General features: G+C 73.4%; 20 protein-coding genes. 4 read left to right on the top strand and 16 right to left on the bottom strand.

Annotated features, from left to right (window positions below):
• The 6 genes from FHE66_RS04470 to FHE66_RS04495 all read right to left on the bottom strand — a co-directional run.
• A partial coding sequence (locus FHE66_RS04470; protein WP_139071823.1) for an ABC transporter ATP-binding protein occupies window positions 1–1,649 on the bottom strand: 1,649 nt, incomplete at its 3' end.
• Complete coding sequence (locus tag FHE66_RS04475; protein WP_369692752.1) at window positions 1,646–3,532, bottom strand: ABC transporter ATP-binding protein; 1,887 nt, start codon at window positions 3,530–3,532, stop codon at window positions 1,646–1,648. The genes FHE66_RS04470 and FHE66_RS04475, both read right to left, overlap by 4 nt.
• A 144-nt stretch (window positions 3,533–3,676) precedes the next feature.
• Complete coding sequence (locus tag FHE66_RS04480; protein WP_139071779.1) at window positions 3,677–5,332, bottom strand: APC family permease; 1,656 nt, start codon at window positions 5,330–5,332, stop codon at window positions 3,677–3,679.
• Window positions 5,333–5,344: 12 nt separating this feature from the next.
• On the bottom strand, window positions 5,345–6,751 hold the full coding sequence (locus tag FHE66_RS04485) for a glutamate decarboxylase (RefSeq protein WP_139071780.1): 1,407 nt from the start codon (window positions 6,749–6,751) through the stop codon (window positions 5,345–5,347).
• A gap of 137 nt (window positions 6,752–6,888) precedes the next feature.
• Window positions 6,889–7,836, bottom strand: a complete 948-nt coding sequence (gene bsh, locus FHE66_RS04490; RefSeq protein WP_139071781.1) for a choloylglycine hydrolase — start codon at window positions 7,834–7,836, stop codon at window positions 6,889–6,891.
• 174 nt (window positions 7,837–8,010) lie between these two features.
• Window positions 8,011–8,556: a 4-amino-4-deoxy-L-arabinose transferase gene (locus FHE66_RS04495; RefSeq protein WP_139071782.1), complete on the bottom strand. Its 546-nt coding sequence runs from the start codon at window positions 8,554–8,556 to the stop codon at window positions 8,011–8,013.
• Between the two features lie 71 nt (window positions 8,557–8,627).
• Between FHE66_RS04495 and hisF the strand changes: the two genes are divergently transcribed.
• The 3 genes from hisF to FHE66_RS04510 all read left to right on the top strand — a co-directional run bounded on the left by hisF (window position 8,628) and on the right by FHE66_RS04510 (window position 10,512).
• Window positions 8,628–9,398, top strand: a complete 771-nt coding sequence (gene hisF / locus FHE66_RS04500) for an imidazole glycerol phosphate synthase subunit HisF (RefSeq protein WP_139071783.1) — start codon at window positions 8,628–8,630, stop codon at window positions 9,396–9,398.
• A 54-nt stretch (window positions 9,399–9,452) separates the two neighbouring features.
• On the top strand, window positions 9,453–10,094 hold the full coding sequence (locus FHE66_RS04505; RefSeq protein WP_168202675.1) for a TIGR03085 family metal-binding protein: 642 nt from the start codon (window positions 9,453–9,455) through the stop codon (window positions 10,092–10,094).
• A 73-nt stretch (window positions 10,095–10,167) separates the two neighbouring features.
• A complete protein-coding gene (locus FHE66_RS04510; RefSeq protein WP_255303604.1) occupies window positions 10,168–10,512 on the top strand; it encodes a VOC family protein in 345 nt (114 codons plus the stop codon).
• A gap of 1 nt (window position 10,513) precedes the next feature.
• On the opposite strand, the gene FHE66_RS04515 is transcribed toward FHE66_RS04510, so the two are convergent.
• From FHE66_RS04515 to FHE66_RS04530, 4 genes are all read right to left on the bottom strand, one after another.
• Window positions 10,514–11,425 carry an FKBP-type peptidyl-prolyl cis-trans isomerase gene (locus FHE66_RS04515; RefSeq protein WP_139071786.1) on the bottom strand — a complete coding sequence of 304 codons (912 nt, stop codon included), beginning with the start codon at window positions 11,423–11,425 and terminating at the stop codon, window positions 10,514–10,516.
• Window position 11,426: 1 nt separating this feature from the next.
• Window positions 11,427–12,809, bottom strand: coding sequence for a Pup--protein ligase (gene pafA / locus FHE66_RS04520; protein ID WP_139071787.1), 1,383 nt, complete (start codon window positions 12,807–12,809; stop codon window positions 11,427–11,429).
• The gene (locus FHE66_RS04525; RefSeq protein ID WP_139071788.1) at window positions 12,806–12,997 is read right to left on the bottom strand and encodes a ubiquitin-like protein Pup; all 192 of its coding nucleotides are present in this window, start codon (window positions 12,995–12,997) and stop codon (window positions 12,806–12,808) included. Before FHE66_RS04525 ends, pafA begins: the two co-directional genes overlap by 4 nt.
• A gap of 83 nt (window positions 12,998–13,080) precedes the next feature.
• Window positions 13,081–14,436, bottom strand: coding sequence for an aromatic acid exporter family protein (locus FHE66_RS04530; RefSeq protein WP_168202674.1), 1,356 nt, complete (start codon window positions 14,434–14,436; stop codon window positions 13,081–13,083).
• Between the two features lie 191 nt (window positions 14,437–14,627).
• On the opposite strand from FHE66_RS04530, the gene FHE66_RS04535 reads away from it, so the two are divergent.
• Window positions 14,628–15,230, top strand: coding sequence for a hypothetical protein (locus FHE66_RS04535; protein WP_139071790.1), 603 nt, complete (start codon window positions 14,628–14,630; stop codon window positions 15,228–15,230).
• A 20-nt stretch (window positions 15,231–15,250) separates the two neighbouring features.
• Here the strand turns inward: FHE66_RS04535 and dop are convergent, their stop codons facing one another.
• The 6 genes from dop to FHE66_RS04565 all read right to left on the bottom strand — a co-directional run bounded on the left by dop (window position 15,251) and on the right by FHE66_RS04565 (window position 21,573).
• Entirely contained in the window at window positions 15,251–16,819 is a 1,569-nt protein-coding gene (gene dop, locus FHE66_RS04540) for a depupylase/deamidase Dop (protein ID WP_139071791.1), read from the bottom strand.
• A gap of 13 nt (window positions 16,820–16,832) precedes the next feature.
• Window positions 16,833–18,470 (bottom strand): proteasome ATPase, encoded by a 1,638-nt coding sequence (arc, locus tag FHE66_RS04545; RefSeq protein WP_139071792.1) that lies wholly within the window; start codon window positions 18,468–18,470, stop codon window positions 16,833–16,835.
• A 65-nt stretch (window positions 18,471–18,535) separates the two neighbouring features.
• Window positions 18,536–19,576: a tRNA (adenine-N1)-methyltransferase gene (locus tag FHE66_RS04550; protein WP_139071793.1), complete on the bottom strand. Its 1,041-nt coding sequence runs from the start codon at window positions 19,574–19,576 to the stop codon at window positions 18,536–18,538.
• Window positions 19,577–19,620: 44 nt separating this feature from the next.
• A complete protein-coding gene (locus tag FHE66_RS04555; protein ID WP_139071794.1) occupies window positions 19,621–19,899 on the bottom strand; it encodes a DUF2277 domain-containing protein in 279 nt (92 codons plus the stop codon).
• Window positions 19,900–19,965: 66 nt separating this feature from the next.
• A complete protein-coding gene (locus tag FHE66_RS04560) occupies window positions 19,966–20,400 on the bottom strand; it encodes an MmcQ/YjbR family DNA-binding protein (protein ID WP_139071795.1) in 435 nt (144 codons plus the stop codon).
• Between the two features lie 48 nt (window positions 20,401–20,448).
• Window positions 20,449–21,573, bottom strand: coding sequence for a site-2 protease family protein (locus tag FHE66_RS04565; RefSeq protein WP_139071796.1), 1,125 nt, complete (start codon window positions 21,571–21,573; stop codon window positions 20,449–20,451).
• Window positions 21,574–21,630 lie beyond the last annotated feature (57 nt).

Consider the following 21,630-nt stretch of genomic DNA (forward strand, 5'->3'; position numbering starts at 1 on the left):
CGGTGGGCGATCGCCACCGAGGTCCGCCCGGCCTGGAGGCGGGCCAGCGCGGCGCTGATGCGTCCCTCGGTGGCCGGGTCGACGGCGGAGGTCGCCTCGTCGAGGACGAGCAGGTCGGCGTCGGCGAGGTAGGCGCGGGCGATGGCGACGAGCTGGCGCTCCCCCGCCGAGAGCGACTCCCCGCGCTGCCCGACGTGGGTGTCCGGGCCGTCGGGCAGGGTGGCGAGCCAGTCGGTGAGGCCGAGCTCGGCGACCGCGGCCTCCACCTCTGCGCGGTCGTGCGTCAACCGGCCGTAGGCGATGTTCTCGGCGATCGTGCCGTCGAAGAGGAAGCCCTCCTGCGGGACGAGGACGACGCGGCTGCGCAGGGTGGCGAGCGGGAGCTCGCGCAGGTCGGTGCCGTCGAGCAGGACGCGTCCGGCGGTCGGGTCCATGAGCCGGGCGAGCAGCTTGCCGAGCGTCGTCTTGCCCGAGCCGGTCTCCCCCACCATCGCCACCGACGTGCCCGCCGGGATGTGCAGGTCGATGCCGTGGAGCACCTCGGGCCCGCCCGGGTAGGCGAAGCGGACGCCGTCGTACTCGACCGCGGCGGCGCGGTGGCCGGCGGCGCGCGGCGCGGCGGCGCGGCCCTGGGCGGGGTCGGTGACCTCGAGCGGGGTGTCGAGCACGGCGATGACGCGGCGCCAGCCGGCGACGGCGTTCTGCAGCTCGTTGAGCATCTCGGTCGCGTTCTGCACCGGGCCGGTGAACATCTGGACGAGGAAGAGGAAGGCGAGCAGGCGGCCGAGGGACAGGTGGCCGTCGAGGGCGAGGAGGGTGCCGACGACGACGGTGGCCGCCAGCGCCAGCCCGGAGAAGGCCATGCCCGTGGAGAAGGCGACGGCGGTGAACGTCTGGGCCTTGATGGCGTCGGCGCGGTGGTCCTGGACGGCGTCGTCGATGCGGCGCTGGGTGCGTCCCGAGGCCCCGTAGGCGCGGATCGTCTCGGCGCCGACGATGGACTCGGAGATCGCGCCGAGCATGACGCCGACCTTGACGCGCACGGCCCCGTAGGCGCGGGAGATGACCTTCTGGGCGCGCGGTGCCAGGACGAACATCGGGGCGAAGCACAGCCACACGACGAGCGCGAGCACCGGCGAGTACACGACCATGGCCACGGTCGCGACGAGCAGCTGGCCGACGTTGAGGACGAGCTGCAGGCCGCCGAACTGGACGAAGCGCGAGACGGTGTCGACGTCGCTCGTGACGCGGGAGACGAGCGAGCCACGCCGCTCGGCGTTCTGGGTGAGCACGGACAGGTCGTGGACGTGGCGGAAGGTCCGCACGCGCAGCTGGGCCAGGCCGCGCTCGCTGGCGCGGAACAGGCGGATGTTCACCGCCGACGTCGCCACCCCGGCGAGGAGGACACCGGCGAGGGCGAGGAGCACGGTGCGCACGACCAGCGGCACGTCCGGGCCGCCGTCGGCCATGATCGCGTTGTCGGTGACCTGCTGGATGACGATGGGGACGACGACCCGCCCGGCGGTGGCGACGACGGCGAGGGCGAGGGTCCAGCCGATGCCCTGGACCATCGCCGGGGACAGCTGCAGACCGCGGCGGACGGTGGCGAGGACGCCGAGGTCGGAGGACGCGGAGATCGTCGAGCTCATCGGGACTCCTCCTGCTCGGCGCTGCGGCGGGCGTAGCTCGAGGCGAGCTCGGCGTAGCCGGGGTCGCGCGCCATGAGCTCGGCGTGGGTGCCGACGTCGACCACCCGTCCCCTTTCGAGGTGGACCACCTCGTCGGCGAGGGCGATCGTCGCCGTCCGGTAGGCGACGAGCAGGACGCTGGCGCCCGACCCGCCGAGCCCGGCGAGGATCTCCTGCTCGACGACGGGGTCGACGGCGCTCGTCGCGTCGTCGAGCACGAGGAGCCGGGGTCGGCGGACGAGGGCGCGGGCGATGGCGATGCGCTGGCGCTGCCCGCCGGACAGGGTGGCTCCGCGCTCCCCGACGAGGGTGTCGAGGCCGAGGGGCAGCGCGCGGACGAAGTCCTCGGCGCGGGCGGTGCGCAGCGCGGCCCACACGTCCTCGTCGGACACGGCATCTGCGTCGTCGAGCACGACGTTGCCGCGGATCGTGTCGTCGAAGACGAAGGTCGACTGGCTGACGAGGGCGACCTGGTGGGTGCGCTCGGCGTGGCTGAGCTCGCGGACGTCGACGCCGTCGAGCAGCACGCGTCCGCGGGTGGGGTCGACGAGCCGGGCGACCACGGAGGTGAGCGTCGACTTGCCGGAGCCGGTCGGGCCGACGACGGCGACGGTGCGCCCGGCCGGCACGTGCAGCGTGACGTCGCGCAGCAGGGCCACCGTGTCGCCCGTGGCGCTCACCGCCTGCTCACCGAGCTCGCCCGGGACGAGGCGGGCGGGGACCTCGAGGGTGACGTGCTCGACGTCCAGGCGCAGGCCGCCGCGGCCGGGGAGGGTCGCCTCCCCCTCGGGCATCGAGCCCTGGGCGTCGACGACGTAGGCGAGGCGGTCGTGCCCGACGGTCGAGCGGGGAAGCTCGGCGAGGACGAAGCCGATCGCCCGGACGGGGAAGGTCATGAGGGTGAGGAGGTAGGCGACCGTGACGAGGTCGCCCGTCTCGGCGGCGCCCCGGGAGATCTGCGAGGCACCGACGGCGACGACGGCGAGGGTGGCGACCGAGGGCAGGAGCTCGATGATCGGGTCGAAGACCGAGCGGACCTTGCCCATCTCGATGTTCGCGTCCTGCAACCGCTCGGTGACCTCGGCGAACCGGCGCTCCTCGACGGCCTCCGAGCCGAGCGACTTCACGAGCAGGGACGCCTCGAAGGACTCGTGGGCGACGTCGGAGACCTCGGCCCGCAGCCGCTGGGAGGTGGCCACGCGCGGCGACATCCGGCGCCGGAAGACGGTGTTGACGACGACGACGACCGGCAGCACGCTCACCCCGATCGCGCCCATGAGCGGGTCCGCGAGGAGCATCGCGGCGCCGGCGACGAGGAGCATGACGGCGACGCCGATCGCGAACGGCAGCGGCATGAACACCCCGGAGGCGGCCTCGGCGTCGGCGTTCGCGTTGGACAGCAGGCGTCCCGCCGGGTGGCGGCGGTGCCAGGCCATCGGCAGGCGCAGGTACTGGCGGGTGACCCGCAGCCGGTGCGCCGCCTGGATCTCGAAGACGGCGGCCCCGGCCCACACGCGCCGGCCGGCGACGGCCGCCGCGGTGAGCAGCCCGACGACCAGCAGGGCGCCCCCGGCGAGCCAGACGTGGGAGGTGGGGACGTCCCGGCCGCTGAGGGCGGGGACGACGACGCGGTCGGTCACCTGGCCGAGGAGGAGCCCGGAGCCGACGGTGCCGAGCCCGTACAGGACCGAGCTGATGATCGCGAGCGTCGAGGTGCGCGGCGAGTCGCGCATGCCGCGTCCCATGAGGGTGAGGGAGCGCCGCAGCGTCCCGCCGGGCAGCCGGTAGGGCCGCGGTCCGGGGCCCGGCTCGAAGCGCCGTGCCCGGGTGGTCGTCTCCGGCACGGCGGTCTGCTCCTCTGGTCGCCGTCGGGCCCGGTGGCCCGACCGCCGACCATCCTCGCACGGCACGCCGCCGCGCGCGGGCCGGCCCGGTGGACGGGGCCGACCCGCACGCGGCGGGGTGCTGGCGGGCGTGGCCCGCCCGTCTCAGCTCGCGGGCGGCTGAGACGCGCCCGGCGAGCCCGGAGTCGCCGGCGGCGCGCCCGACGGCGTACTCGGGAGCGGGTTGACCAGGACGTTGTCCGCCGTCTGTCGCTCCTCGGGCGTCCGCTGGTCCCAGCTGGGCTTGCGCACGGCGTAGAAGATGAGCGGCGGGATGCCGAGCACGATGACCACGGCGAAGACGACCAGCGGGTAGGTGATGTTGCTCAGTCCACTGAACCCCTCGGGGCGGATGAACGCGAGCACGAACGCGGCCACGCACGCGACGAGCCCGACGCCGGCGACGAGCTTCATCGCCGGGGTGCGGTAGGTGCGCACCACCTCCGGGTGGCTGCGGCGCAGGCGCAACGCCGCGGCGAACATGAGGATGTACATGATGAGGTAGAGCGCCGCGGCCATGTCGACGAGCGCCACGAACGCGGTGTTCCCGTTCGGGATGATGACGAAGAGCAGCGCGAGAACGGTGACGACGCCGCCCTGGGCCATGAGGATGCCGACCTGGACGCCTGCCTTGTTCCGGCGCTGCAGAACGGGCGGGAGCAGGCCGGTTCGTGCGGCCGCGAGGACGCCGCGCGACGGGCCCGCGATCCAGGTGACGACGGAGGCGAAGGCGCCGAGTGCGATGAGCAGCGAGATCACCGGGGTGCCCCACGGCAGGTCCCACTTGTCGAAGTAGGCCTCGAACGCGAGGTTGATCCCGTTCGTCACACCGAGCTCGCTCTTCGGGACGGCGACCGAGATCGCGATCGTCGGCAGGATGAAGACGGCGAGGATGAGCCCGGTCGCGATGGCGATCGACTTCGGGAACCCGCGCCCGGGGTCCTTGAGGTCGTTCGCGTGGACGGCGTTGACCTCCATCCCCGCGAAGGCGAGGACGTTGGACACGATGAGCACGATCGAGGCGAGCCCGGTCCACGGCGGGATGACCGCCGAGGCCTCGAGCGTGGTCTCGGACCGTTCGCCGGTCGCGAGCCAGATCGCGCCGAACACGATGAGCAGCGCGGCGGGGAACAGGGTGCCGAGGATGCCGCTCCACGAGCCGACCTTGGCGAACAGGTTCCCGCCGGCGAGGGTGATGAGGGTCGAGCCCCAGTACAGGACGAGGATCACCGCAGCCGTGTACAGCCCGTTGCTGGCGATTCCCTGGTCGCCGATGACGAACGACAGGCTGGCGGCGATGAACGCGAGCTGGGTGGGGTACCAGACGACGTTCTGGACCCACTGGAGCCAGATCGCGACGAACCCCATCCGCTGGCCGAAGGCCTCACGCACCCACGTGTAGACCCCGCCCTTCCACCCCGTGGCCAGCTCCGCCGCGACGAGGGCGGTCGGCACGAGGAAGACGATGGCGGGGATGATGAACAGCGTGACCGAGCCGAGGCCGTACGTCGCGATGGCCGGCAGGGAGCGCAGCGAGGCCACGACGACGACGGTGAGCATCGCCAGCTGGGTCACGGACATGAACACCGTGGCCCCGGTGGCCGGCGCGCCGATCGCCGGACCGGCGTGCCCCGGCGGCTTGCGGTTGTCGGGAGTGCCGAACGGGTGGGCGGGAACGTGCTCCGGTGACGGCGCCGGCGTGCCGTCGGCGCGAACGACGGGCTGTGCTGCCCGGTGACCGGAAGACCGTGACTTGTTCATGGTCGTTCGCTCTCAGTGGTGGAACCCGGGGTGGTGGGCCTCGGCCGGCATCGGGCCGGTCAGGGCGTCGAGGTAGGCGACCTCCTCACGCAGGTCCGCGAGGAACGCCGAGGCGAGGTCGTGACTGAGGCCGTTGCGGACCACGACCCGCTGGACGGTGACGTCGGGGAGGTCGGCCGGCATCGGGTAGGCGGGCACGAGCCAGCCCTTCATGCGCAGCCGGTCCGAGAGGTGGTAGAGGTTCCAGTTCTTGGTGTGGTCAGGCTTGAGCCGCCAGGCGAAGACGGGGATGTCCGACCCGTCGTTCCACAGCTCGAACGCCGGCATCTTCGCGATCTCCCCGGACAGGTACAGCGCCACGTCCCGGGAGGCCCCCTGGACCCGGGTGTAGCCCTCGATCCCGAGCCGGAGGAACATGTAGTACTGCAGGAGCACCTGGGCCCCGGGCCGGGAGAAGTTCAGCGCGAACGTCGGCATCTCCCCGCCGAGGTAGCTGACCTTGAACACGAGGTCGTCGGGCAGGGCGTCGGCCGAGCGCCACACCACCCAGCCCACGCCCGGGTAGACGAGGCCGTACTTGTGCCCGGAGGTGCTGATCGACGCGACCCGGTCGACCGCGAAGTCCCAGCGCAGGTCGGGCTGGAGGAACGGCGCGATCATCGCCCCGGACGCGCCGTCGACGTGGATCGGCACGTCGAGGCCGGTGGTCTCCTGGATGCGGTCGAGCGCCTGGGCGATCTTCTCGACGGGCTCGTACATCCCGGTGTAGGTGACGCCGAGGATCGCGACGACGCCGATGGTGTTCTCGTCGACGTACTTCTCGAGCTCGTAGCCGTCGAGGACCTTGTGGTCCCAGGAGATGGGGACGTACCGCGGCTCGACGTCGAAGTAGTTGCAGAACTTCTCCCAGCAGACCTGAACGGCGCTGGACATCACGAGGTTGGGACGCTCGGTGGACTTGCCGGCGGCCCGGCGCGCGTGCTGCCAGCGACGCTTGAGGGCGAGCCCGCCGAGCATGCAGGCCTCGGAGGAGCCGATCGTCGAGGTCCCGATGGTGTGCTCGGGGTCCGGCGCGTGCCAGAGGTCGGCGAGCATCGTCCAGCACCGGGTCTCGACGGCCGCGGTCTGCGGGTACTCGTCCTTGTCGATCATGTTCTTGTCGGCGGCCTCGAGGTAGAGGCGCTGGGCGTGCTCGTCCATCCAGGTGCCGACGAACGTCGCGAGGTTGAGCCTGGCGTTGCCGTCGAGCATGGCCTCGTCGTGGACGATCTGGTAGGCGGTCTCCGGGAGGGACTCCCCGGCGGGGAGCCGGAACTTCGGTAGCTCCGTCGCCTCACCGGGCCGTGCGAACAGTGGGTTGAGCCCGACCGAGTCGGGCTCGTTCTCGTGGCGCTCGACACGCCGCGACGTTGTGACCATCGTGTCTACCCCCAATATGCGTCAGGTGGTGGCACCCTGCCGCTGCGCAGCAGGGCGGTATGACCGCCGGCCGCGCGCGCTCTCGCGCGTGGGTCGACCACGGCCGCACGAGGCGACCGCAGTGTGTTGTGACGAGGTCAGACGACGACGAGCTCGGTGCCGTCCGCGGCGTGGTCGCCGAGGGCGACGGAGTGGATCGCCGGGTCCTCGTAGGTGTTCCAGTAGTACGTGTTCGTGCGCCCGGAGAACAGGCCGGTGTAGATCGTCCGCTCGAAGTCGCCGTCACCCATCGCCGCGGCGCCGTCGACCATCGCCACCTGCTGCAGGGTGTGGAAGGCGCGGCTGACGTTCTCCTCCTCGCTCCCCTTCTGCGGGTAGTGGGAGTTGACGTACGCCGCGCGGACGAACCGCGACGGTGAGTAGTAGTCGCCGGGGATGCCGCGCATGTGCGCCCCGGAGCCGAACGGCTTGAGCCGCGCCCGCCCCACCGGCGTCACCTCGGGGAACTCAGGGGAGAGGTTGAGGTAGTTGCGCAGGTTCTCGTGGTGCCAGCCGAAGCCCGGCTGGTTGGCGAGGACGTCGACGTCGTCGTCGAAGACGTGCATACCGTCGGCGGTGTACTCCACGACGATGGCGCGCGTCGCGTCACCGATGATCCAGTGCAGGAGGGAGCTGGGGTACTTCTCGTTGATCGGCCGGTCGACGATGGTGACGTTCGCGAGGGCGGCCCCGACCTCGTCGACGCTGGCGAACTGCGAGGCGACCCAGAGCGGGAACTCGTAGGCGGCCACGTTCGTCGTCCCCTCGACCGGCGCCTGGGCGTACTCGGCGTAACCGGGGAAGTTGAGCCCGGCGACCGCGAGACCGACGTCGTTGCCGCAGTCGAAGTACAGCGGCGTGTCCTCCTCGACGATGCCCATGCCGATGACGGCGTGCCGGATGCTGGGCACCGCGGCGAAGGGTGAGCGTGTCGCGTAGCCGGTGGGGGTGATCACCACCCGCTCCCCGTACCCGAAGGTCCAGTCGAGGTTGCGCGCGAGGTAGACGTTGTCGTTGCCGTCCGTGAATCTGATGCCGGTGCACATTCCGGACCCCCCAGTGGTCGGTCTCCGGTCGGCGCACGCCCCGCGCGTCGACGGGATCAGTGTTTGAGCTCCCGGTCGGCCGCGCGCCCCGCGCGTCTACGGGAGCGGTTCAATGATAATCCTCATCACAGGAGTGGAACTGTAATCTCCGTCACACTTCTCGGCACCTGGAGGCTAGACGGTGGACGTGTCGATGATGACGTCCGCGGCGGCGCGCGCGTCACGCTCGGCGAGCAGCGCGCCCTCCTGCGCCGCCCACGTCGACCACTGGTCCAGCCAGGTGCCGTCGTCGCGTGCCATGGCTCGGTGGTGGCGCTCGGGCTCGGGCGCCTCGAGCCACACGAGGGCGTCCAGGTAGGGCGCACACGGTGCGGACCCGGCCCCGCACCCCTCGAGGACGACGACGGCGGTCGGCTCCACCCGCACCGTGCCGTCGAGCTCGCCGCGCACCCAGTCGTAGCGGCGGTAGCTGCCGGCGCGCCCGGCCCGCAGCGGGGCCAGGACGCCGGTCGCCACGGCCTCGACGCCCTCCCGCAGCCCGCGCCACCCGCGGTAGGCGTCCTCCAGGGCGAGGACCTGCGCGCCGGGCACGGCCGCGGCCACCTGCCCGGCGAGCCGGGTCTTGCCCGCCCCGGACCGCCCGTCGATCCCCAGCACGACGGGCTCGCCCGACCCGGCGGCCTCGGCGAGGAGTGCGAGGACGCGCTCGAGCGGGGTCACGCCGCGAACGGTACCCGCCGGGGCCCGTGCGCGCCGGATATTCTCTGCGGAGCCGAGAGTCTGGAGGAACGATGAGTGTGGCCGTGCGCGTGATCCCGTGCCTGGACGTCGACGCGGGACGCGTCGTCAAGGGCGTGCGGTTCGAGAACCTGCGCGACGCGGGCGACCCGGTCGAGCTGGCCCGGCGCTACGACGCCGAGGGCGCCGACGAGATCACCTTCCTCGACGTCTCGGCCTCCACCGAGGGCCGTGCGACCACGCTCGACGTCGTCTCGCGTACCGCCGAGGAGATCTTCGTGCCGCTCACCGTCGGGGGCGGCGTGCGCGCGGTCGAGGACGTCGACCGGCTGCTGCGGGCCGGGGCGGACAAGGTGGGGGTCAACACCGCCGCCGTCGCGCGCCCCGAGCTGCTCACCGAGGTCGCCGAGCGCTTCGGTCGCCAGGTCATCGTCCTGTCGGTGGACGCGCGGCGCTGCCGCGACGGCGCCGAGACGCCCTCCGGCTACGAGGTCACCACTCACGGCGGGCGCCGCGGCACCGGGATCGACGCCGTCGCGTGGGCGGTCGAGGCCGCCGAGCGCGGCGCCGGGGAGATCCTCCTCAACTCCATCGACGCGGACGGCACCGAGGACGGGTTCGACCTCGAGATGCTCACCGCGGTCCGTGAGCGGGTGTCCGTGCCGCTCATCGCCTCCGGCGGGGCCGGGACGGCCGCCCACTTCACCCAGGCCGCCCAGGCCGGGGCCGACGCGGTGCTCGCGGCGTCGGTGTTCCACTTCGGCACCCTCACGGTGGGCGAGGTCAAGGCGGACATGCGGGCAGCGGGCGTGCCGGTGCGCTGAGCCGCCGCTGCCCCTAGCGTGAGGTCCCCAGCACCGATCGGACGGAGCACGCACGTGTCACGAGCCAAGTGGAGCGAGCCGGAGCGCCGGGCCCTGGCCGCCACCTTCCGGGAGGTGGGCCCCGGCGCCCCGACGCTGTGCGCGGGGTGGCGCAGCGAGGACCTCCTCGCGCACCTCGTGCTGCGCGAGACCCGGCCGTGGGTCATCGCCCTGGACATGGCGGGCCGGCCCGAGCCGGGCCACGAGAAGCGCCAGTCCCAGGTCGCGCGCGCGGCGCGCACGCCGGGTGGCTACGCCGCCCTCGTCGACGACCTCCTCGGCACCGACGGGCTGCGCCCCACCCGGCGGATGGGCGACGCCGTCAACCTCGTCGAGTTCGTCGTCCACCACGAGGACCTGCGACGCGCCGGGGACTCCCCGCGCCCGCCCCGCCGGCTGCCGCCGGGGATGCGTGACGCCCTGTGGCGCCAGCTCGCGACCATGGGCCGGCTGGCGGCGCGCCGTTCCCCGGTCGGTGTACGGCTCGCGAGCACCGACGGTGGCCGCGCCGTCGTGCGGCGGGGCGAGGACCCGGTGACGCTGGTCGGCGGGCCGGTCGAGCTCGCCCTGTACCTCATGGGACGCGCCGAGCGGGCGGAGGTCGAGGTCCAGGGCTCCCCCGGCGCCGTCGCCTCCTTCACCGCGGCGATGGGCTGACCCGCCGCGCCGATGAGTTCGGGAACCGGACCGGGTCTGCCGGTGCATGAGCCTGACGACGAGGGTGCTGAGCGTGTCCGTGCCGGTGGCCGACCAGGACGCCGCGCTCCGGTTCTACACCGAGGTGCTCGGCTGTGAGCTCGAGGCCGACGTCGAGGTCTGGCCGGGCGCCCGGCTCGTCCAGGTGCGCCCGCCGGGCTCGGCGGTCGCGCTCGTCCTGCTCCCGCCGGACAGCGAGATCCCGGTGGCGGTCCGGCTGGGCACCCCGGACGCCGCGGCCGCGCACGCCGCGATCCGCGCGGCCGGGGTGCGGCTCGACAACGAGGAGCTCGTCCGGATGGACGGGATGACGCCGATGTTCTCCTTCGCCGACCCGGACGGCAACGGGCTGGTCTACATCGAGGAGGACGGCGGCTGACCTAGCCGGCCGGCGTCGTCTGCTGGGGGCTCTGGCCCTCCTCCGGCGTGGCCGCCTCCTCGACGGGGGTGGCGGCGAGGATGTCGACGACGAAGACGAGGGTCTGGCTGCCGTTGCCGAGCGCCGGGGGCACGACGACGAGGACGCGCGAGCCCACCGTCTGGTCCACGAGGCCGTCACGCAGGCCGGCGAACGTGTCGTCGACGAGGACGGTGCGCGGGACCTTCCCGTCGGCCCAGGTGGAGTCGTAGATCTCGCCACCCGGCCAGGTCACCGCCTGGTACTGGATGGTCACCGCCTCGCCCGGGGCCACCTGACGCCCGGTGCCGCGGATGAGCGTCTCGACCTCGAGGGTCGAGGGCGGGTCGCCGTCGGGCAGCGTGATGGTGACGCCGTCGTCGCTCTCGGTGACGGTCGGCAGGTCCTCGCGCTGGGCGAGCTCCTCGCCCTGGGCCACGGTCGGCAGGACGTCGACGACGAGCACGAGCATCCGCTCGATGCCGTCCTCCCCGGCCACCGGCTGGGTGACGAGCAGCCGGCTGCCCTCCCGGGCGCCGAGGAGCAGCGGGTAGACGTCCTCGCCGACCTCCTCGGGGGTGAGCAGGAGCGTGCGGGCCTCACCGGCGCCGCGGTCGGGCACCGCCTCGCCGGTCTCGCCGTCGTAGGCGGACAGCGCGAGGAGGGCCGGGCCGCCGGCCTCGAGCTCGCGCCCCTCCCCCTCGATGAGCACCTCGCTCTCCTCCTCGGTGAGCTCGAGGGGTGCCTCGAAGCTCACCACGGGGGTCCGGCCGAAGGCGCCGGAGACGGAGATGGCCGACGGCTCCTCGGTGGGCGTCTCCTCGGGCGAGGAGCAGCCGGCGAGGGCGAGCACGGCGAGGAGCGCGGTGGCGAGGGCACGGCGGGGGCGGGACACGTCAGGCTCCGATCGCGGCGATGAGCGCGTCGACCCGCGCGTCGGTGCTCGCGAACGGGTCCTTGCACAGCACGGTGTGCTGCGAGGCGTCGTTGAGCTTGAGGTGGACCCAGTCCACGGTGTGGTCCCGGCGGTGCTCCTGCGCGGCGGCGACGAAGTCGCCCCGGAGCTTGGCGCGGGTGGTCTGCGGCGGGGTGGTGCGGGCGGCCTCGATCTCCTCGTGGGAGGCCACTCGCGCCATGAGGCCGCGCTCGCGCAGCTTCTCGGCGAGCCCGTCGACCGGCGAGATGTCGTGGTAGGCGAGGATCAGGCGGCTCACGCGCACGTCGGCGAGCCCGGCGCCGCTGCCGGCGCGGTAGCGCTCGATGAGGCGCTGCTTGATCGCCCAGTCGAGCTCGGTGTCGATGAGGGAGTGGTCCCCGGTGCGCAGGGCGCGCAGGCCGCGCTCCCACAGCTCGAGCACCTCGAGCTCGACGGGGCGCAGTGTCATCCCGGCGGTGTGGGCCAGCACCCGCTCGAGGTACTCCTCCTGCAGCTCCAGCGCGCTGCGCCGGCGCCCGTTGACGAGCTCGACGGGGGTGGTCGCGGTGAGGTCGCGGGAGATGTCGCGGATGGCGCGCATCGGGTCGGCGAGGAGGAGGTCGTCGAGCCGGCCGCCGGCCTCGACGAGGTCGAGGAGCAGCGCGGTCATGCCGGTCTTGAGGAGCGTCGTCGTCTCTGCGACGGAGGAGTCCCCGGAGATGACGTGGAGCCGGCGGTAGAGGTCGGGGTCCCCGTGCGGCTCGTCGCGGGAGTTGATGATGGGGCGCGAGCGGGTGGTGGCCGAGCTCATCGCGTCCCACAGGTGCTCCGAGCGCTGGGAGAAGCAGTAGGTGGCCCCGCCGGGGGTCTCGCGCACGGCGCCGGCGCCGGTGAGGATCTGGCGCGTGATGAAGAAGGGGACGAGCTGCTCGACCGTGCGCTGGAAGTCACGGCGGCGGCGCAGCAGGTAGTTCTCGTGGCAGCCGAAGGCGTTGCCGGCGGAGTCGACGTTGTTCTTCAGCAGGTGGATCCGCCCGCCGATGCCCTCCTCGGCCAGTCGCGCGGTGGCCTCCTCGGCGAGGTCGACGAGGATCGCCTCCCCCGCCCTGTCCTGGACGACGACGTCGCGCACGTCGTCGCACTCGGCGGTCGCGTACTCCGGGTGGGAGCCGACGTCGAGGTAGAGCCGACCCCCGTTGCGGAGGAAGACGTTGGAGGACCGGCCCCACTCGACCACCTTGCGGAAGAGGTAGCGCGCGGCCTCGTCGGCGCCCAGCGGCGGCCCCGTCTCGGGCTGCCGGGCACCGACGACGGTGATGCCGTACTCGGTCTCCAGCCCGACGATGCGGGGAGCGAGGCTCACTGCCCGCCCTTCTGCACGAACCCCTTGACGAAGGACTCGGCGTTGGTCTCGAGCACGGAGTCGATCTCCCCGAGGAGGTCGTCGAGCTCGGCGGACTGGGCCTGCGCGCTCGCGGCTACGGGCAACGGCGGCGGCGTGGGCTCCTCCGGCTCCCGCTCGCTCCGGCGCTGCTGCTCCTGACGGGCCATGGTGACCGCCTCCCTCTCGACTACCCGTCGATCCTAGTTCGCCGCGGCGGTGTGCGGGCCGGTCGCCCGGTGCGTGGCACCTGCTACTCCGGACGCTCCGGACGCTCCGGGCGCCGGTCCGCGGCTCGCCGCAGCGCGAGCCGGGCCCGGCGAGTGACGTGGGCGGGGCCGCCGGCGAGCGAGCGGAGGCGGCCGGCCGACTGTGGGACCAGCACGTCGCGGGTGAGGACGGCGTCCGGGTTCGTCAGGCGTCTCCTGCGCGACTGGTGCTGCGCCCGGATCCGCACGCGGTCCTCCAGCCTCATCGGGTCGAGCACGTGGTCGACCGCGGAGAGGATCGAGCCACGGAGCAGCCAGAGGCCGGTCTCCTCCCGCGGGTCGACGAGGAGCAGCTCGGTGAGGACGGCCCGGGCCTCACCCGCGACGTCCAGCGTCTCGGCCAGGTGCCGCTCGACCTCTGCCTCCGAGCGCTCCGCCTCGGCCTCGACGAGCGCGCCGAAGGCGTCGAGGCAGTCCGCGACGTGACCGAGCAGGACGGCGAACGCGGGGCGGACGTCGTCGCCGTAGCCGTCGTCGGGCGTCTCGTGCTCGGGAGCCTCGGCGAACATGGTGGCGAAGAGGGCACGGATCGCGAGCAAGGAGCGGTCGAGGGAGTCCAGGCCGGCCCGCAGGACCGGTTCCACCTCAGGGGCACCGATCGCGCGGGGGTTGAGCCGCCGCAGGTCCGCGACCGTGCTGATCGCCGCTTCCGTGCGCTCCATGTCCCGAGCGATGGTGCGGGCCTCGTCCAGCCAGGCACCCACCGCGCCCTTGGTGACCGGCCCCCGGGACATCGACGAGGCGGCGGCCCGCAGGGACGCCGCCTGGCTGCCCGCGACGTTGCGCACGTCGGTCACCGCGGCCCGGACGGGGACGGGTGGTGGCAGGAGCACGTTGAACGCCATCCCCACGCCCGCACCGATGAGGGTGGTGAGCACGCGGGTCTCCGCGGCGATGTCCTGTCCCCCGGTCCCCAGGATGAGCATCGCGCTGATCGCCGTCTCCAGTCGCTGGTCGCCCAGGCGCAGGACCGCCGCCAGCAGCAGCGCCAGGGCGACCGCCGCGCCCAGGCTCCACCAGGTCAGGCCCACCCACGAGGACAGCGTGACCGCGACCAGCACGCCGGTCAGGACGGCCCCCACGCGGACCACGCCCATCCGCAGGCTCGCCGCTGCCGACGCCTGGACCACCAGGAGCGCGGTGAGCGCACCCGTGAGGTCGACATCTCCATCGACCAGCCACACCGTCAGCAGGTAGGCGACGACCGAGGCGATCGTCAGCCTGGCCACCCACACGAGGAGCGGTCCGACCGGCCGGGGCAGCAACCAGGACGGCGCCGGCAGCCGGCGACCGTGACGCAGCCGGCTCAGCGCCAGGCGCTTGCGGGCGGAATCGGACACGGCAGCTCCCACGGCGCAGGTCGGAGGGGCCAGCGTACAGAGCCGACCCAGGCCGAGCGCGGCGGTGTCGGGGTGGAAGACGGCCATGCGAACGGGTCCAGCCGCGGCTCCCCAGCGGGACGTCGGAGCGGGCGGACGACCGCCCGCGCAAGGTGCCGGACCGACGCCCGAGAACCTGGCAGAGTCACCGCATGCGTCTCCTCGTGATCTTCGGACCCCCGGCCGTGGGGAAGATGACCGTCGGCCGCGCGGTCGTCGAGCGGAGCACCTTCCGCATGCTCCACAACCACGCGATCATCGAGCCGCTGCTCGACGTGTTCGACTACGGCACGCCGCCGTTCACCCGCCTCCTCGGTGAGTCGCGGGTGCGCGTCGTCGAGGAGGCCGTCGGCGCCGGGATCGACCTGCTGCTCACGTTCGTCTGGGGCTTGGACCTGCAGTCCGACCTCGAGGAGATCAGCGAGTACGTCCGCCCCTACGTCGAGCGGGGCGCGGACGTGGCGTTCGTCGAGCTCGCGGCGGACCTCGACACGCGCCTGCGACGCAACCGGACGGAGCTGCGGCTCGCCGAGAAGAGGTCGAAGCGTGACCTCGAGTGGTCCGACGCGAACGTCCGGGAGATGGAGCGGCTCGTCATGAACACCGGCACCCGGACCGACCTGCCCGGAGTCCTCCTGCTGGCCCGGCACCCGCACCTACGGATCGAGACCGACGACCTCGACGCGCAGGAGACGGCGGACCGGATCCTCACCTGGCTGGACGGGCTCGCGGCCGGGGGCAGCGCCGGCGACTGAGCCCGCGCCGGGCACCGCGCTCAGCGGTGGCGGCGGCGCAGCTCCTCCAGGAGCGTGGCGACGTCGGGGCTGGCGTCCAGCGCCTCCCCCACGTGCGCGCGCGTGCCCCGTGCGGGCTCGGCCATCGGGAGGCGGACGAGGTGCTCGGTGCCCGGGACGTCGAGCACCACCGACTCCCAGCCGGCGGCTGCCACGCCCGCGCCGTACCGTCGCACGGTCTCACCGCGGAACCAGGCCCGGGTGTCGTGCGGCGGGGTGTGCACCGCCGCGTCCACGTCCTCCTGGGTGACGAGCCGCTCGACGGCGCCGGACGCGGCGAGGCGCTGGTAGATGCTGCGCTCGGGCCGCACGTCGGACCACTGGAGGTCGAGCGCCGCCAGGCGCGGGTGCTCCCACCCCAGGCCGTCGCGCCGCCGCATCCCCTCGAGAAGGCGGAGCTTGGCCACCCACTCGACGTCCGCGGCGCAGGACATCGGGTCCTGCCGGAGCCGGGTGAGCACCGAGTCCCAGCGCGCGAGCACGTCGCGGGTCTCCTCGTCCACGTCCGGGCCGAGCGCCTCACGGATCGTCTCGAGGTAGAGCCGCTGGATCTCCAGCGCGGTCATCTGCCGCCCGTCGGCCAACGTGAGCCGGTGGGTGAGGGTGGTGTCGTGGCTGACCAGGCGCGTCTCGGCGACGGCGTCGTCGAGGGCGACGGTGTCCAGGGCGAGCGGCACGGCGTCCTGCTCGAGCAGCCACAGCACCAGGGAGGTCGTGGCGAGCTTGAGGTAGGTGGCGGTCTCGAGGAGGTTGGCGTCCCCGACGATGACGTGGAGGCGGCGGTAGCGCTCGGCGTCGGCGTGCGGCTCGTCGCGGGTGTTGATGATCGGCCGGTTGAAGGTCGTCTCCAGGCCGACGTCGTTCTCCACGTAGTCCGCGCGCTGGGAGAGCTGGAAGCCGGGCACCTCCGAGCGCGGCCCGAGCCCCACCCGGCCCGAACCGGTGAAGACCTGGCGGGTGACGAGGAACGGGGTGAGGTAGCGGACGACGTCACCGAAGGGCACCGCGCGGTCCATGAGGTAGTTCTCGTGGGTGCCGTAGGACTGGCCCTTGCCGTCGACGTTGTTCTTGTAGAGGGCGACGTCGGGCATCGCCGGCTCGGCGGCCAGCGTCGCGGCGGCGCGGCGCATGACCTCCTCACCGGCCCGGTCCCACAGCACCGCGGCCCGCGGGCCGGTGACCTCGGGGCTGGAGTACTCCGGGTGGGCGTGGTCGACGTAGAGACGGGCGCCGTTGGTGAGGACGAGGGAGGTCATCGGCCCGGGCCGCTCCTCGGGCCCCGGCCGGCGCCGGTGGTAGGGCCCGAGCCGGGCGGCGAGGTCAGCCGGGGAGTCGGTGAGCTGGTCGGGGTGGGCCGCGGCGCGGTCGAGGCGGAAGCCGCGGGCGTCGGCCAGCGGGTCCTCCCCCTCGTAGTCCCAGCGGGCGGTGGCCACAGTCTGCGCGTAGGCGACGACGACCGCCGCCGACAGCGCCATCGGGTTGGCCATGGGGTGGCCCGGCTCGAGCACCCCGTACTCGGTCTCGATGCCCATCATCCGGCGCACGGTCATCGCGGCACCCCGCTCACAGGTAGTCGCGGGTCTCGACGACGCGGGTGGGCTCGGCGCCCTCCCCGGTCCCCCCGCCGCTGCCGAGCGTGCGCATGAAGACGATCCGCTCGCCCTTGCGGCCGGCGACGCGCGCCCAGTCGTCGGGGTTCGTCGTCGAGGGCAGGTCCTCGTTCTCCCGCATCTCGGCGGCGTAGCCGGCGAGCAGGTGGGAGGTGCGCAGCCCGCGCTCGCCGGTGGCGATGAGGTCCTTGATCGCGGCCTTCTTCGCGCGGTCGACGATGTTGGCCATCATCGCCCCGGAGGCGAAGTCCTTGAAGTACAGGACCTCCTTGTCCCCGCTCGCGTAGGTGACCTCGAGGAACCGGTTGTCGTGCGTCGTGGAGTACAGCCGCGCGACCACGGCCTCGGCCATGGCGGCGACGACGGCGCGCGGGTCGCCGTCGTGGCGCGCGAGCTCCTCGGGGTGGATCGGCAGGTCGGCGGTGAGGTACTTGGCGAGGATCTCCCGGGCGCCGGCGGCGTCGGGCCGCTCGATCTTGATCTTCACGTCGAGCCGGCCGGGACGCAGGATCGCCGGGTCGATCATGTCCTCGCGGTTCGAGGCGCCGATGATGACGACGTTCTCGAGCTTCTCCACACCGTCGATCTCGGCGAGCAGCTGGGGCACGACGGTCGTCTCGACGTCGCTGGACACGCCGGTGCCGCGGGTGCGGAACAGGGAGTCCATCTCGTCGAAGAAGACGACGACCGGCAGACCGAGCGCGGCCTTCTCCCGGGCGCGGGCGAAGATCACCCGGATCTGGCGCTCGGTCTCCCCGACGTACTTGTTGAGGAGCTCGGGGCCCTTGATGTTGAGGAAGTAGCTGCCCTTGCGCCGGCCGTCCTCACCGGTGCCGGCGAGGGACGTCGCCACCGCCTTGGCGATGAGCGTCTTTCCGCACCCGGGCGGTCCGTAGAGCAGGACGCCCTTGGGCGGCTTGAGGCCGTGCTCGCGGTAGAGCTCGGGGTGCCGGAAGGGCAGCTCGACGGCGTCGCGGATCTGCTCGATCTGCGGACCGAGGCCGCCGATGTCCCCGTAGTCGACGTCGGGCGTCTCCTCCAGGAGCAGGTCCTCCACCTCCGAGCGCTCGACGTGCTCGAGGGCGAACCCGCTGCGCAGGTCGGCGAGCAGCGTGTCCCCCACCCGGATGCCGGTGTCGCGCAGCGGGGCGGCGAGGCGCAGCACGCGCTCGTCGTCGGAGCGGGCGACGACGAGCACCCGCGCGTCGTCGACGACCTCCTTGACGGCGACGAGCTCCCCCGTCTCCTCGTAGCCGCCGGGCTGCACGGCGACGAGCGCCTCGTTGAGCCGGACCTGCTGGCCCGGGCGCAGCGCCCCGAGGGGCAGGGACGGCGCGGCGGCCACGCGGAGGTGACGGCCGCTGGAGAGCACCTCGACCTCGCGGGCGGGCACGTCGACGGCGAGCACGGTGGCGAAGCTCGCGGGCGGGCGGGACAGGGCGTCGATCTGCTCCTGCATGGTCTCCAGGCGCTCACGCGCCCCCTGGAGCGCCGTGGCGAGCCGCTCGTTCTTCGTCGCGAGACTGGCCGCCTGCTGCTCGAGCTCCTTGACCCGGTCGGTCCGGAACCCGTCCATCCCCGCCTCGGCCATCACGGCCCCTTCCCTGCTCGACTGCCCCCACGGTAGGTCACCCGGCGCGCCGGGCGCGCGCCCGGTCACTGGGTGGGAGAGTCCCCCTCGGGACGCGTCGCGGTGCCTTCCTCGCGCAGGCGCTCGGCGCGGTCCTGGTCGCGGCGCACCCGGCGGATCTTCTTGTCCGAGACGGTCCGCTCCCCCAGGTCCTCGGCCCACTCCTCCTCGACGGGGTAGGCGCCCTTGGCCGGGCGCCGCTTGCGCAGCGGCGGGGTGACGCCCGGTGCCATGCGTCGGGTCGTCACGAGGAAGCCGGTGTGCCCGACCATCCGGTGGTCGGGCCGCACCGCCAGGCCCTCGAGGTGCCAGCCGCGCAGGAGCGTCTCCCACGCCCGCGGCTCGGTGAACAGCTCGGAGTCCTTGGCGTCCTCGACGAAGCGGGACAGCTGGGTGGTCGTGGCGACGTAGGCGATGAGCACACCGCCCGGGGCCAGCGCGTCGGCGGCGACCTGGAGGTTCTCCCACGGCGCGAGCATGTCGAGGACGACGCGGTCGACCGAGCCCGGCTCGACCGCGGTGGGCAGCACCTCGGCGAGGTCGCCGACGACGACCTCCCACGCCGGGTGGTCGGTCCCGAACCAGGCGCGGGCGTTGGCCTGGGCGATCTCGGCGAAGTCGGCGCGCCGCTCGACCGACAGCAGGCGGCCGGTGGGGCCTACGGCCTGGAGCAGCGACATGCTCAGCGCGCCGGACCCGACGCCCGCCTCGACGACGCGCGCGCCCGGGAAGATGTCGGCCATCGCGACGATCTGGGCGGCGTCCTTGGGGTAGACGACGGCGGCACCCCGTGGCATCGACAGGACGTGGTCGGCGAGCAGCGGACGCAGGACGAGGTACTCCACCCCGCCCGTCGTGGCGACGACGATCCCTTCCGGACGGCCGATCACCTCGTCGTGGCGCAGGTAGCCGCGGTGGGTCTGGAACGTCGCGGCCGGGTCGAGGGTGATCGTGTGGAGGCGGCCCTTGGGGTCGGTGAGCTGGACGCGCTCCCCGACGGCGAGGGGGCCGCGCCGCCCCGCGGGGCCGAGCGGACGGTCGGCGGGGGCGTCGGGATGTGAAGTCACGATCGACGAGTCTACAAACCCGGCGTCCTCCGCCTGTCGCCGGCTCAGGCGTACTGGGCGTCGTACCGCTGCCGGGCGCGCTCGCGTGCCTTGGCTGCCTCGGTCTTCCGGTCCTTCGCGGGAGCGGTGGTGACGAGGGCGTCGAGCAGGTGCTGGGTGGCGTGGGCGACCTGGGCGACCGCGGCGTCGAACGCCTCCTGGTTGGCCTGGGAGGGCTTGGTCATGCCGGCCACCTTGCGCACGTACTGCAGGGCGGCGGCCTGGACCTCCTCGGAGGTCGCCGGCGGCGCGAAGTTGTACAGGGTGTGGATGTTGCGGCACATGACTCCAGGGTGACACCACTCACACCTCACGGGAAGGGCGGTTCGCCCGTTCCCTGACCGGGGTGGTCAGGGCGCTGCCGAGCCGGCGGGGCCTCCCTCCTGCTCGAGGCGGGCGACGAGCCGGGGGCCGGCCACCTGCCGGTAGGAGCCGTCGAGCAGCTCGGCGACCTCCTGCCAGTCGACCTCCTCCGGCGACGCGTAGCCCAGGTCGAGCCCGACCCACCCGAAGGGGCCGTAGTAGGCGGGCAGGAAGAAGCGCGGGTCCTCCGCGAGGGCGGGCCGCTCGCTGTCCTCCGGGGAGAGGACCAGGCCCCGCGGGTAGCGCACCCGGGTGGCGGCGTCGCCCTTCGTCGAGCTGCCGTAGACGGCGAAGATCTTGCGCGCCCGGAACGTGGGCCGGCCGTGCGAGACGGCCTCGGTGGCGTCGGGGAAGCCCAGGGCGATCGCCCGGACGCGCGCGAGGTAGGGGTCGTCGTCCTCGAACATCTGCGGATGCGCCACCGCCACCACCCCTCTCGTGCGGCCGAGAGTAGACCGCGCCACCGACACTCAGGGCCGGGTCCGGCGCAGCGCCTCCTCCAGGCGGTCCACCGTGAGCACCCCGACGACGCCCGCCGCGCCGTCGACGAGGACGATCGCCGGGCTCGTGCGGGCCGCCTGCGCCGCGGCCCCGACCCCGGCGGCGCCGGTGAGCCGGGTGACGACGCTCGTCGGCGGGAGCACGGAGGCGACGGCGGTCAACGGGGTCGTCGCCCGCGCGGCGGGGGGCACCTGGGCGAGGACGGCGTCGTCGACGAGCCCGACGACCTCACCGGCCGGGCCGAGGAGGACGACGCGACGGCCGGCCGCGGCGTCCGCTGCGGCGACCGGGGCGGAGGCGGGCAGGGCGAGGGCCGGCTGGGCGACCGACCGCAGGTCGATGCCCGCCGCACGGCGCCGCGCCCGGGCGGTGTTCACCGCCTGGCTGGAGCCCGCCCACAGGTAGAAGGCGAGCAGACCGACCCACAGCACCGTGAAGGTCGTCGGGCGCAGGCCGAGCGCGAGGGGGCGGCCCAGGCCGACCACGACGACCGCAACGGCGACGACGCGCCCACCCCAGCCGGCCGCGCTGAGCCCGGCGAGCCGGTCGCCCGTCACCTTCCACACCGCCGCCTCCAGGATGCGCCCGCCGTCGAGCGGGTACCCGGGCAGCAGGTTGAAGAACGCGACGGCGGCGTTGCTCAGTGCCGCGATCTGCCAGAGCACCGCGACGAGCGGGGACTCGGCGAACCCGAGGGCGAACCAGGCGAGCCCAGCGAGCACGGCGTTGGCCAGCGGGCCGACGACCGAGACGAGCGCCGAGGCGCCCGGGGTGCGCATGTCGGCGTCGAACTGCGTGTGCCCGCCCCACAGGGTGAGCACGTACTCCCGCGGCGGGGAGCCGACGGCCTGGCCGACGAGGCCGTGGGCGATCTCGTGGGCGAGGACGCCGATCATGAGGGTGACCGGGACGCTCGCGGCGGCGAGCACGGTGGCGGTGGTCGTGGCCTCGGGCACCACGCGGGTGATCGTCGGCGCGACGATGATCCCGAGCACGGCGGCCATGAGGAACCACGACGGCGCGAACACGACGGGAACACCGCGGATGCGGCCGATCACCCAGCCCGAGGAGGTGCGCTGCCCCAGACGTGTCATTCCCGCACCCTACGTCCCGGTGCCGCCCTGCCCACATCCGGCGTGGGAGGCACCGGC

Source organism: Georgenia sp. 311, assembly GCF_006151955.1.
Classification (GTDB): domain Bacteria; phylum Actinomycetota; class Actinomycetes; order Actinomycetales; family Actinomycetaceae; genus Oceanitalea; species Oceanitalea wutianyii.